9 protein-coding genes are annotated in these 12,694 nt (G+C 45.9%); 6 read left to right on the top strand and 3 right to left on the bottom strand.

Annotated features, from left to right (window positions below; translation table 11 throughout):
* Positions 1–23 precede the first annotated feature (23 nt).
* From AC0KUT_RS13505 to can, 3 genes are all read right to left on the bottom strand, one after another.
* Positions 24–2,273 carry a PAS domain S-box protein gene (locus AC0KUT_RS13505; protein ID WP_488830674.1) on the bottom strand — a complete coding sequence of 750 codons (2,250 nt, stop codon included), beginning with the start codon at positions 2,271–2,273 and terminating at the stop codon, positions 24–26.
* A 159-nt stretch (positions 2,274–2,432) separates the two neighbouring features.
* On the bottom strand, positions 2,433–4,796 hold the full coding sequence (locus AC0KUT_RS13500) for a PAS domain S-box protein (protein WP_488830672.1): 2,364 nt from the start codon (positions 4,794–4,796) through the stop codon (positions 2,433–2,435).
* Positions 4,797–5,333: 537 nt separating this feature from the next.
* A complete protein-coding gene (can, locus tag AC0KUT_RS13495; RefSeq protein WP_488830671.1) occupies positions 5,334–5,963 on the bottom strand; it encodes a carbonate dehydratase in 630 nt (209 codons plus the stop codon).
* 182 nt (positions 5,964–6,145) lie between these two features.
* Here can and sbcB point away from each other — a divergent pair, with 182 nt between their 5' ends.
* From sbcB to ccoP, 6 genes are all read left to right on the top strand, one after another.
* Positions 6,146–7,615 carry an exodeoxyribonuclease I gene (gene sbcB / locus AC0KUT_RS13490; protein WP_488830670.1) on the top strand — a complete coding sequence of 490 codons (1,470 nt, stop codon included), beginning with the start codon at positions 6,146–6,148 and terminating at the stop codon, positions 7,613–7,615.
* Between the two features lie 216 nt (positions 7,616–7,831).
* Positions 7,832–9,049, top strand: coding sequence for an argininosuccinate synthase (locus AC0KUT_RS13485; RefSeq protein WP_488830668.1), 1,218 nt, complete (start codon positions 7,832–7,834; stop codon positions 9,047–9,049).
* Between the two features lie 322 nt (positions 9,050–9,371).
* Positions 9,372–10,829 (top strand): cytochrome-c oxidase, cbb3-type subunit I, encoded by a 1,458-nt coding sequence (gene ccoN, locus AC0KUT_RS13480; protein ID WP_488830666.1) that lies wholly within the window; start codon positions 9,372–9,374, stop codon positions 10,827–10,829.
* A gap of 10 nt (positions 10,830–10,839) precedes the next feature.
* Positions 10,840–11,451, top strand: coding sequence for a cytochrome-c oxidase, cbb3-type subunit II (gene ccoO / locus AC0KUT_RS13475; RefSeq protein ID WP_488830664.1), 612 nt, complete (start codon positions 10,840–10,842; stop codon positions 11,449–11,451).
* 2 nt (positions 11,452–11,453) lie between these two features.
* Positions 11,454–11,621, top strand: a complete 168-nt coding sequence (locus AC0KUT_RS13470; RefSeq protein ID WP_488830662.1) for a cbb3-type cytochrome oxidase subunit 3 — start codon at positions 11,454–11,456, stop codon at positions 11,619–11,621.
* Between the two features lie 24 nt (positions 11,622–11,645).
* Entirely contained in the window at positions 11,646–12,563 is a 918-nt protein-coding gene (ccoP, locus tag AC0KUT_RS13465; protein WP_488830661.1) for a cytochrome-c oxidase, cbb3-type subunit III, read from the top strand.
* Positions 12,564–12,694 lie beyond the last annotated feature (131 nt).

Raw genomic sequence — 12,694 nt, 5'->3', positions numbered from 1 at the left:
GTAATGTGATTGATTTACAAGCTTCATAAAATCAATGGAAAGCTCAGGTCAGAAATACAGTTTTTTTGTTTTGATGTGTTGTTATTGGTATATAGATGAAACATACCATGCATTTTTTTTGCTAATTCCATTAAGTGCTCTGCTTCAATTTCGTGATTTTGCGGGTGAGTAATTTTATGCTCATGGGTTTCTTCTAATGTTAATGCATCTGCTGGGGAGGGCGAGAGCAAGCTTATTTTTACTTTATTTTCCTCGTCTTCGATAACTATGCGTATGGAGCTGCGCAAGTCGCTTTGCTTAATCGCCTTCTGTAACAAATACGTTAGAATTTGATCGAAGCCATAGGGGTCAATATTGATTAGTTGATGTTTGTGGGGGGATAAAATGTGGATATTGATCTGGTAAAGATCGCCAAATCCTTGAATGCGTTTTACGCAATCTTCTACCATGGGTAAAACGCTATGCTTTGCCAAGTGGAGTGGTTCTTGCTCAATGTCACGCTGACTGCTGAGGGCATTCATGGCTTGTTCGAGTGTGACGCTAGCTTGTGCAGCAATTGCTGTGAGCCGCTGTATATCGCCTGCTAGTGGAGCCGTATTATTAAGCATAGACATGGCTTCGGTAAGAGTTTTAATGGGGCTACGTAAGTCACGTTTTACATTGGCAACAAATTGAATGCGCGCCTCTTCTTGTTGTTTTTCTGCCGTTATGTCGCGCACTATGCCGATAAAATAGGGCTCCTTTTCTTGCATTACCCGTGAAATCATTAAGTCCATTGGGAATTCACGGCCATTTCGTCGCTGCCCCATTATCTGACGCCCGATACCTAAAATCGAGTGTGAACTTGATAAAGCTTGGCTTGTGAAATAATGCGCATATTCTGATTTGTATTCTTGTGTCATCAGCTGGCCGATATGGCCGCCGATGATTTGCGTGGCTTTGTAGCCAAATATAGTTTCGGCAGCATAATTAAAAGATTGAATAATGCCCAGTCTATTGAAGCTGATGATGCCATCTGCAATGTCATTGAGAATGGTTTTGGTTGTCTCTGTACTGGCTTCTAGTGCGGCTTTTGCTTGTGCATGTTGCTGCTCTTGGTCAAAATTTAAAATAAAGTGGGCGATAGTTTGTAGCAGTGGATTTAGTTTTTCGATTCCGCCATGAGTAAAGTCTTCGGGTGAGTTGGCCATGCCGAGTATGGCAATTTGTTGATTTTGATGGTTAAAAATAGGTATGCCAATAAAGTTATTTATTGCTGGGTGGCCAGAAGGTAGACCCCCTGTGCGCATGTCACGCTGTAAGTTATTACTAATGACTATTTTTCCTGTTTCTACTATAGACCCCAATAAGTTATGTGGATTTTTGAACTCTCCATTGGGTGGTAAATTTTTTTCTTGATAGTGTTCTATCGACCCTTGATTTTTTGTGCTGGAAAAAATGAGTGCCTGCATATAGGGCTTTTGCTGTGGGTCATATTTTACTTGAAAAATAAAACCTAATTCACATTGCGAGAAGCTTAGTGTGTCTTCTAGTAATGCAGTAAGTGCGGAATGTGTGTCTTGCTCATCAATAAATACATGCTGGGCGTTATTAATAATTTTTTCAATGCGCTGCTTTTGGTGTAGCTCCTGGCTAAGTGCGAGAAGATGTTGATTTTGTTTTATGTGGTTTTCCATGGCAGTGCGGGTACGGCTAGTGCTTGTCATAACAAAGAAAATAAAAAGTATGGTCATGACGACTATGGCAATTGCAGTAGGACTTTGTTGTTGGTAAATGGTGTAGGTGAATGGGGCAATTGTTAGGAGTACAAAGCCAAGAGCTGAGTATTTATCAGCTGTTAGTGAGGTTGTGGCGCCGCTGATAACGCCAGCTAAGGAAAATACCAATAGAGCTTGATAAATACTGTCGTTGGGTGCGAAAAGTAGGAGACTGGCGGCACCCCAAGCTGCACCTGTAAGCCAAGTGCAAAGGCGAAATGCTCTAAGCCATAGGTTAAGGCTGTAGAGTTGCTGGGTGTTTTTCCACAAAAGCCACAAAATCAAACGCGCCAAAAGCATGCCGACTAAGTACATATTCCATAGTAAAATTTCAGCCTTACCAATGATGTTCCAATGAGAAATGCTGAGAATAATGGCAATAATGAGTGAAGAGGCAAGAGATGAGGGGAGGCTATTGTAGAGCGAGCGAACCTGTTCACTTTTAAGTGTTTGTGTAATGAGCGACTCAGTGCTCGATGTTTCCATTATTTGTGGGTGTGTTGGTATATCGGACATTCCTATTCCTAAGCAGTGTTTGATATTTTAAAAATGACTTCGTGGGAAGTCCGTTGAATATATTTAGGCGCCAGAGCTAATAAGCTAATGCCTTCGCGATTCCCTAGATTCCAGCTAATAAAGTATTTGATAAGTGTATTGTTTAATGAACTTTAGTTTTTACTCGTCCAGACTGTATTGTGTAAATATGAGGTAGAAGCAACTACCTTGCCCTAGTCGCGACTCAACCCCAATCTCACCTTGCATTTGTTCCATTAAGGCTTTGCATATGGCAAGGCCCAAACCAGTGCCGCCCTTTTGGCGGGTACTTGAAGAGTCAATTTGTGAAAATTTTTGGAACAGTTTGTATTGCGACTCTGGGGCTATACCTTCACCCTGGTCGATGATTTCAATGCGCGCAGCTGTATCTTGGGTCGTGAGTCGAATAATAATCTCTCCTTCACGTGGAGAAAATTTGATGGCATTGGAGAGTAAGTTGGTGAGTACTTGTTGTAGGCGCATTTTATCCGCTAAGACTTGCGCATAGGTCGTTTTTGCTTCAAGGGTGAAGCGAATCTTATGTTGTTGAGCAATATTTTGGTTGGCCTCAAGGGCTGCATTGATTTCGACGTACAAATTGAGTGGCTCATTGTTAAGTTGCATCTTGCCGGCAATTAATTTATCCATATCTAACAAATCATTAATCAGCTGGGCGAGTTTATCGCCGTTCTGGCTGGCAATGCGAATAATTTTACTGGTGTTGTTATCCAATGCACTTATTTGGCCGCTGTCGAGTAATCTGAGTGCACCAATAATGGCTGTTAATGGGGTGCGCAGTTCATGGCTTACAATGGATACAAATTCACTTTTTAGTTGATCTAGGCGGACGCGCTCACTGATGTCGCGTAATACGCCCACAAAAACGTGTTCGTGATGACGCTCAAGACGAGTAATGTCCATTTCTATGGGAAAGGTCTCCCCATTTTTTTTAAGCCCGGTTATGGTTTTAGTGAAAATACTGGAGCTGATGTTTAGATGCTGCTTGTCAGTGGCAATGCTATTGTGAATTTCTGTGGCGGCCTCTGGCGTAAATAGCGGGCTTAAAGATGTGTCCAGTAAGTGCGATCCTCGGTATTGAAACATTTTGGCGGCAGCGGGGTTTAGGCTTTTAATCTTACCTGTGCTGTCAAAAACCACAATTCCATCGAGGATATTGTTAAGAATAGCTTGGTTGTAAGTTGCCTCTTCTTGTAAACGACGCTCACTAATAACACGGTGACTAATATCAATTATTTGCATTACCCATTGGGTATTTTCTTTTTGTTTTTCAGTAATGCCTAGGCTTACTATACCGATGAGTAGGTGTCCCATGTCATTGCAGAGCCTAGCTTCAAATTGTGTGCTATTTGCCGTGTAGGGGGAATAATTCTGGCGTAGGTTTTCCATGGTGTTCTGCAGATGATTGTGTTGATCTGCAGCGAATAAACTGTGCGCCTTCAGTTCGGGGAGTTGCTCTTCACTCCAGCCAAACATCTCAGTGAAGCTGGTGTTGACATGCAACCATTTACCTTCGTCATCGAATAGGGCGAGTGATTGGGGGGACATATTGAACGCATCAGAAAAGCGCTTTTGGCTGGCAGCTAAGGCAGCCAAGGTTTGTTGTTTTTCGCGGCGATTTACATGAATGTTTAAAAGTAAAAAAGTAACCCAAAATGCAGTTATCCAGCCCGCAATACGTACACCTTTAAGCGTGTTTGAAAGTGATTCTGGTGCGCTGTAACCAGTAATAGACCAATCTTTTCGTGGTATTTGTAATGCGATTGTGTGAGTGACTTTAAGGCGCTGCGAGTTACCCCAAATAACCTTTTTGGTTTGATTGTCGGTGATGGCAAGTTTAATTTTTAGGTGTTGAGCTTTAGCGGTTATAACCCCAAAGAGCGAATCAGCGTTGATTACAGTGCTGATAAGCCCCCAATAGCTACCGTCCTGTAAAAAAACCGGTTCGCGATAAATTAGCCCTAAACCACCTTGCGCTAGTTGCAGTGGGCCAGCCAATAGCGGCTTGCGACTTTTAATCGTTTTTTCGACCATTGGCCACTGTTGTGGGTTGTCGGGGTAATAAAGCCCAAGTGCTGCTTCATTGCCTTTTAATGGGTAGATGAATGTGATGCGATTGCCCGGTGCTAAGCCTATATTGCGAATATGTGCTGCACGCTCTTGTAGATTTGTTAACCATGGCGCTAAATCTGCTTCGACGAGCGCTCCTGCTTTGGCTTGAATATAGGCATGTAAGCTGTTGGTTAAATAGAGTGATGCGATTAGCTCTTGATCGAAGATGTTGGCTAGGTCGTTAACCTGCGCACTTAAGCGTTCGCGTTGGGCTTGGCGTTGATTGTTTAATTCGTGATCTAAGCCGAGTTCAATAAGGGCAATGGCTATGCAAAAAGTAGTGAGTCCCACGCTTAAGTTGCCTAAACTAGTAAGCCGCCTAATCCATTGTGGGCAGGCTTGGCGGGCTTTTGCGAGAAGTTTAAGTTTGGTCATCGAAAGCAGAAATCCTTGGATGCTGTCTTTAGTCGCACGGAAGTTTGGTCATCATCTCGCGAAAATATTCTCGCGTTTTCAAGTTGTAGAACGTAAGTTTGGGTGGATGGTGCTATTCAAGCGCAGCTTACTTATTGGAGTTCTTTGAGAAAACTATGGTTGCTTTGAGAAAACTATGGTTGCTTAGAGAAAACTATAGTTGATGAAATGGGTTTGTTCAGAGAGTTATTTTTATGACGCAGCTTGTTAATAATCGTGCAGTGCTTGTCTGGGTGTAGCTTTACCAATGGATGCGGAGGTCTTGGCTGCTGGATTGGCGCCGTTAAAACGGACCAGCTATATGAGGTTATGATTCAGCCTAGAGGCTGACTGTGTGGCGCGCGCCAGAGTTGTGCGCTTATGGTAACTGGGTGAGCGGGGAAGCTTGGTGAATAGAGTAATAGGGTAATTGGGTGAACGGGTGCCCCAATGAGGCCATTAGGGCAGTGTTCGTTAACCTAGTTACTGCGATGCAGTTGCTAGGGTTGATTAGGTGACTTAATAAAGGCGATATTGCTCTGGTAATTGCTCGGTTGAGCAAATTGGCTCCATCAGCTTGCGAATAATTCCGTCGTGGATATCGTAAATCCAACCGTGAACGCTGAGTTCTTGGCCGCGTGCCCAGGCATTTTGAATAATGTTGGTGCGCGCTACATTGTTCATTTGTTGCATCACATTGAGTTCGCACAGGCGATCAATGCGCGCATCGGGGTCGCTGATTTGGTCCATGATCTCTTTGTTGTTGTAGTAGACATCGCGAATGTTGCGCAACCAGTAATCAATTAAGCCGAGTTTACGGTTTTCCAGTGCTGCTTTTACACCGCCACAACCGTAGTGGCCGGTGACTATGACGTGTTTTACTTTTAAGAATTCGACCGCAAAGTTAAGTACGGTCATGCAGTTCATGTCGGTATGAATCACTACATTGGCTACATTGCGATGTACGAATAGCTCGCCCGGCGCTAAGTCGACTATTTGATTGGCGGGTACGCGGCTGTCGGAGCAGCCGATCCATAAGTACTCGGGTGTTTGTTGTTGTGCGAGGTTGGAAAAAAACGATGGGTCTTGCTCTTTAATTTTTTCGGCCCATTGTTTATTGCTGGCAAACAAGCTGTCTAAATCGCTCATGGTGGCTCCATATAAAATAAAATTATGTGAGCTGTGTGCTCGGGTTTAGGGGTATGGCGGCAGTATAGGGGAAAGCAAAGACTAAGTGATACAGTGGGCAGGCGCTTCTTTTGGGGTTTCCCCCAAAATTAGGAAGTTGCCAATGAGAATTTGTTTAAAAGTTGTTCGTGAGAGATTATCTGATGAAAAATGATGTACCCGTTACGCTCTATTGGCACGACTACGAGACTTGGGGTGAGGTGCCCGCTCAAGATCGGCCTTCACAGTTTGCAGGGGTGCGTACTGATGAAAATTTGAATGTCATTGGCGAACCGCTGATGATCTATTGCCAGCCAGCTGCAGATTGCCTGCCTAAACCTGAGGCCTGTTTGGTCACGGGGTTGTTGCCACAGCAGGCGTTGGAACGGGGAATCCCCGAGCGCGAGTTTATCGCTAAAATCCATGCAGAGTTAGCGCGACCAGGCACTTGCGGTGTGGGCTACAACTCAATTCGCTTTGATGATGAAGTTACGCGTTTTGCTCTCTATCGCAATTTTTATGACCCCTATGAGCGCGAGTGGCGCAATGGCAATTCTCGCTGGGATATTATTGATGTGGTGCGCATGACCCGCGCTCTGCGCCCCGAGGGTATTGAGTGGCCTAACTATGAGGATGGGCGACCCTGCTTTAGGTTGGAGATGTTAACCGCGGCTAACAATCTTGCGCACGAGGCGGCGCATGATGCGCTCTCTGATGTCTATGCCACCATCGCCATGGCACGTTTGATTAAAACGAAGCAGCCAAAATTATACGATTACGCCTTTAAGCTACGCGATAAACGCTGCGCCGGTGCCATGATCGATATTGGTGGTCATAAACCTCTGCTCCATATTTCTTCGCGTTTTGCGGGAGAGCAGGGCAATGCAGCCTTGGTGCTGCCCTTAGCAATTCACCCGAGTAACAAAAATTCGGTCATTGCCTACAATCTTTTTGTTGATCCTGAGCCGCTGCTGCAGTTATCGGTCGAGGAATTGCGCACACGCCTTTATACGCGCACCGAAGATTTGCCTGAGGGTGTGGAGCGCTTGGCGCTGAAAGAAATACACCTCAATAAAACCCCCATGATACTACCGCCCAATATGCTCGATGATGCAACGGCGGCGCGGTTGAATTTAGATCGCTCGCTCGCGGAGCGTCACTGGCAGCGCCTAGCGAACCTGAGTGTGAGCGAGCACCAAGCGTTGCAGGCGAAGCTCTATGCGCTTTATAGCGAATCTAATTTTGCCGAGCGCACAGATCCTGAGCAGATGCTCTACAGCGGCTTTTTAAATGATCAGGATAAAAAGCTCATGCAGCAGGTGCGTCGTGCAAGCCCTGAGGCACTTGCATCTCAGTCGTTTGACTTCAGTGATGCGCGTTTACCCGAGCTTCTGTTCCGCTATCGCGCGCGTAATTTCCCCGCCAGCTTGAATCCTCAAGAGCAATTGCGTTGGCGCGAGTTTGTTCGGTCTCGTCTTAGTGACAGTAGCGCGGGAGCAGGCCTTATTCTGCCTGAGTTTCAGCAGCGTTTGGCCGTGTTGCAGTCTGCTGAGGGCACATCGCCTGCGCAGCAACAACTGCTGTTGCAATTAGCTGCTTATGTACAAGAATTGGGGCATCAATGGGGGCTTTAGCAGCGAACTTATTTGCTTTCTCTTTGGACAATAGCCATTTTGGGTGTGGGAATTTGTGCCGCTTACGAGTACAATTCCGCGCCCAAGTACCTGCTGGCCTCACCTACGGTGAATCATAGCGGAGGATGCGCCGAGCATTTTTCAACCTCTGCGTCCAGTACCTCTACTCAAAAATCTATTTTCTCAATCCTTTTAGTGCAATGGCGGGAGCCCCCTATGTCATCAATCAAAAAAGTCGTTCTAGCTTACTCCGGTGGTTTAGATACTTCAGTTATCGTGAAATGGCTGCAAGAGAATTACAACTGCGAAGTGGTGACCTTTACAGCTGACATAGGTCAGGGCGAAGAAGTTGAACCAGCGCGCGCCAAGGCTGAAGCCTTGGGCGTTAAGCAAATTTATATTGATGATTTACGTGAAGAATTCGTGCGTGATTATGTGTTCCCTATGTTTCGCGCCAATACTATTTATGAGGGTGAATACCTGCTCGGCACTTCAATTGCGCGCCCTTTGATTGCTAAGCGACTCATTGAGATTGCCAACGAAGTAGGTGCTGATGCTATTTCTCATGGCGCTACGGGTAAGGGCAATGACCAAGTGCGTTTCGAATTGGGTGCCTACGCACTTAAGCCCGGTATCAAGGTAATTGCACCTTGGCGCGAGTGGGATTTGACCTCGCGCGAGACGCTGATGAGCTATTGCGAGCAGCATAATATCCCAGTTGATTTCAACAAAAAGAAGAAGTCTCCTTATTCTATGGATGCCAATTTGCTACACATTTCCTATGAGGGTGGTGTGTTGGAGAATCCATGGACTGAAGCAGAAGATGACATGTGGCGCTGGAGTGTATCGCCCGAAGCTGCACCCGATGTGGCGACCTACCTCGACCTTACTTATGAGAAGGGCGATATCGTCGCTATTAATGGCGAGAAAATGTCTCCTGCAACCGTATTGACCTATTTGAACAAAGTAGGCGGTGATAATGGTGTGGGTCGTTTGGATATCGTTGAAAACCGTTATGTCGGTATGAAGTCGCGCGGCTGCTATGAAACTCCTGGTGGCACCATTATGATGCGTGCGCACCGAGCTATCGAATCTATCACCTTGGATCGCGAAGTTGCGCATTTGAAAGACAGCATAATGCCTAAGTATGCCGAGATGATTTACAACGGCTTCTGGTGGAGTCCTGAGCGTTTGATGATGCAAACCATGATCGACGAATCGCAAACCTACGTGAATGGCGATGTGCGTGTAAAACTTTATAAGGGTGCCGTACACGTTGTGGGCCGCCGTTCAGACGATAGTTTGTTTGATGAAAAAGTGGCTACCTTTGAAGATGACGCCGGTGCTTACAATCAAAAGGATGCAGAAGGTTTTATTAAACTAAATGCCTTGCGTATGCGTATTGCAGCTAACAAAGGCCGTAAATTACGTTAATACTCGAGTGGGGGCGCACTCAGCGCTCCCGCAGCAGCACCTCAATCCTTGCATTGAGTGTTAATTGTGACGGCAAATCTCCCATCACTGACTAGACTGTGAAGCTCGTATTGTTAAAGTAACGCGAGTCGTTAGGCGTAATTGCTTAGCAACTAGTCAAAGCAGCATAAATTTATTGATAAATATCAAGCTGGGTATTATCAGAAAGAGACAAAGCCGTCTGCTTCAGGCAAAATGCCGCACCTTTAATAGGGTTAATGCCTTAGTGCCATAGTGTCTGTGTCATTGGTCTTCATTTTTCATCAAGTAATAGGAAAGTCCTATGGGTAGTCATGCGACAGTAGCTGGTGATCCACCAGTTTACGACTTCGATGTAGTGCGTAAATTTGCCATTATGACAATTGTCTGGGGCATTTTTGGGATGGCGATGGGGGTATTTATTGCCTCTGAATTGGTTTGGCCTGGCCTTAATGATCTGTTACAGCCTTACACCAGTTTTGGTCGTTTGCGCCCTCTGCACACCAATGCAGTTATATTTGCATTTGGCGGATGTGCCCTTATGGCCACTTCATTCTATGTAGTGCAACGCACCTGTCAGGTTCGTTTGTTTGGTGGCTGGTTAATACCTTTTGTGTTTTGGGGTTGGCAGACGGTCATATTGCTGGCGGCCATAACTTTGCCGTTGGGTATGACTACCACAAAAGAATATGCAGAGCTTGAGTGGCCAATTGATATATTGCTCGCGGTGGTTTGGATTGCTTACGCCATAGTGTTTTTTGGCACCATCGTTAAGCGTAAAACCTCTCATATTTATGTTGCCAACTGGTTTTACGGTGGCTTTATTGTCACAGTAGCCGTGTTGCACATCGTCAACAGTGCCGCAGTGCCTGTAACGCTATTCAAATCTTATTCTGCCTATGCAGGTGCTGCCGATGCCATGGTGCAGTGGTGGTATGGTCATAATGCTGTAGGTTTCTTTTTGACTGCTGGCTTCCTTGGCATGATGTATTATTTTGTGCCTAAGCAAGCGGGTCGTCCGGTCTACTCCTATCAGCTGTCTATTGTTCACTTCTGGGCGCTGATTTCTTTGTATATCTGGGCTGGCTCACACCATTTGCACTACTCAGCTTTACCGGACTGGACTCAGTCGTTGGGCATGGTAATGTCGTTGATTCTGTTGGCACCCAGCTGGGGCGGTATGATCAACGGTATTATGACCTTGTCAGGTGCTTGGCATAAATTGCGCACCGATCCGGTATTGCGCTTCTTGGTGGTTTCTCTCTCTTTCTACGGCATGTCTACGTTTGAAGGCCCCATGATGGCTATCAAAAATGTGAATGCCTTATCGCACAACACTGATTGGACCGTAGGTCATGTTCACTCTGGCGCTCTGGGCTGGGTGGCGATGATTTCTATCGGTGCTACTTACCACATGTTGCCCATTCTGTTTGGTCGCAAAGATATGTTCAGCATCAAATTGATCAATCTACACTTCTGGTTGGCGACAGTAGGTACCGTACTTTACGTAGTAGCTATGTGGGTTAACGGTATTACGCAGGGTTTGATGTGGCGTGCGTTTAACCCCGATGGTTCATTAACTTATAGCTTCATTGAATCGGTTAGCTTCAGTAAGGGCGGTTATTTTGTGCGTATGATTGGTGGCCTGCTCTTTTTGTCTGGCATGCTTGTCATGGCTTACAACACCTACCGCACGGTGAAGGGTGCAAATCAAACCGAGTCGCTCGAAGCAGCGCCAACCACTCAGGCTTCGGCGGTATAAGGGGAAAGTCATGAAAGGTCATGAAATTGTAGAAAAGAATATTGGCTTGATGACCGTATTGATGGTCGTTGCCATTAGTTTCGGCGGCTTGGTGGAAATCGTTCCGCAGTTTTTCTTAAAGGAAACTACAGAGCCGATCGCTGGTTTGAAGCCGCACAATGCTGTGCAATTGGAAGGGCGCGACATCTATATACGTGAAGGTTGCCATGTGTGCCACACGCAGATGGTTCGTCCACTGCGTGCAGAGGTCGAGCGCTATGGTCACTACTCAGTGGCAGGTGAGTCTGTTTATGAACACCCCTTTCTCTGGGGCTCTAAGCGTACTGGTCCTGATTTGGCACGCGTTGGTGGCCGTTACTCAGATGACTGGCACAAGGTGCATCTGTTTAACCCACGTATCGTGGTGCCTGAGTCGATAATGCCTGCTTATCCACACTTGTATGACAACAAGTTAGATGGCAAGCACACTGCCGACAAGATGCGCGCACTGCGCTCTGTAGGCGTGCCTTATACCGATGATGATATTGCAGGCGCAGGCGCTGCTGTTAAGGGTGTAACCGAGATGGATGCACTCGTTGCTTACTTGCAAAATCTGGGCTTATTGCTCAAAGAGAAGCGTTAATAATGGACGTAGGCACAATGGGTGCAATTTCAACGGTATTGGTAACTATTGCCTTCTTCGGTGTGACTATTTGGGCTTTTTCGCCCAAGCTTAAAAAGCGCTTTGAAGAAGATGCCAAGTTGCCATTTATCGATGAACAAGAACATAAGCAGACAGATGATTCCAAGTAATCATCGAGAAGGGCGGAGTTAACTATGAGTTTATTTTGGAGCTGTTGGATCGTCGGCCTCACCCTCACTAACCTAGCGTTATTGTTGTGGATTCTGTTGGCTAATCGCAAGGTGGCGGTGTCAGATACTGAACCTTCTGAAGCAAAAACCACCGGGCATGTTTACGATGGTATTGAAGAGTATGACAACCCATTACCGCGCTGGTGGTTTGGTTTGTTTATAGCGACATTCGTTTTTGCCGCTGGCTACCTGATTATTTTTCCTGGTTTGGGACTTTATAAAGGTATTGAGTGGAAAGATTCAGGTGCTTGGACCTCGGTGGGTGAATTGCGTGGCCATCAAGCTGAGGCTGCTGCACTCTACTCAGAAACTTATGGGGCTTTTGCTGCTATGCCGGTAGCTGATTTGGCGAAGAATCCTGATGCCTTAAAAATGGGTGTACGCCTCTTTTCTAACAACTGTGCTATTTGTCACGGTGCGGATGGTGGCGGTAACGTCGGCTTCCCCAACCTAACTGACAAAGATTGGCTCTATGGTGGTACGCCAGAGAAAATTTTGGAAACTATTACTCATGGCCGTAAAGCTGCAATGCCTGCTTGGGGTACTCTTCTTGGTGAAGAAGGCGTAGTTGATGTTACTGAGTATGTGTTATCGCTTTCGGGTACTAAGCATGATGCAGAAAAAGCAGAAGCTGGCGCTAAGCTGTTCTCTACTAATTGTGTTGCATGTCACGGTGCTGATGGCAAAGGTAATCAGTTAGTGGGTGCACCTAATTTAACGGATGAAATTTGGCTTTACGGTGGTGAACCACAAACCATTCGTCAAACTATTCGCAGTGGCCGCAATGGAGTGATGCCCGCTCAAGAAGAGTTATTGAAAGAAGACAAAATCCATTTGCTTGCTGCTTATGTTTATAGCTTGTCATTGGAAGAAACCAAGTAATTCTTGCCTGAGTGAAAGGGGCCTTCATGCAGAGGCCTAAATAGAAAGGGCAGGCATGGGCCTGCCTTTTTTTTTGAGTTAAATTTGCTGTACTTTAATTTAGGTTGGTTAGAGCGACTGCAAATGGCACC

Source organism: Cellvibrio sp. 25HG11W-0, from assembly GCF_057815475.1.
Note: the sequence above shows the minus strand (reverse complement) of the source record. Positions and strands in the feature narration are given on the sequence as shown.

Coding starts and splice junctions, on each gene's coding strand:
- sbcB (WP_488830670.1), top strand. CDS start 6,146: ATGAAAAATGATGTACCCGTTACGCTCTATTGGCACGACTACGAGACT.
- can (WP_488830671.1), bottom strand. CDS start 5,963: ATGAGCGATTTAGACAGCTTGTTTGCCAGCAATAAACAATGGGCCGAA.
- AC0KUT_RS13485 (WP_488830668.1), top strand. CDS start 7,832: ATGTCATCAATCAAAAAAGTCGTTCTAGCTTACTCCGGTGGTTTAGAT.
- ccoN (WP_488830666.1), top strand. CDS start 9,372: ATGGGTAGTCATGCGACAGTAGCTGGTGATCCACCAGTTTACGACTTC.
- AC0KUT_RS13500 (WP_488830672.1), bottom strand. CDS start 4,796: ATGACCAAACTTAAACTTCTCGCAAAAGCCCGCCAAGCCTGCCCACAA.
- ccoO (WP_488830664.1), top strand. CDS start 10,840: ATGAAAGGTCATGAAATTGTAGAAAAGAATATTGGCTTGATGACCGTA.
- AC0KUT_RS13505 (WP_488830674.1), bottom strand. CDS start 2,273: ATGTCCGATATACCAACACACCCACAAATAATGGAAACATCGAGCACT.
- ccoP (WP_488830661.1), top strand. CDS start 11,646: ATGAGTTTATTTTGGAGCTGTTGGATCGTCGGCCTCACCCTCACTAAC.
- AC0KUT_RS13470 (WP_488830662.1), top strand. CDS start 11,454: ATGGACGTAGGCACAATGGGTGCAATTTCAACGGTATTGGTAACTATT.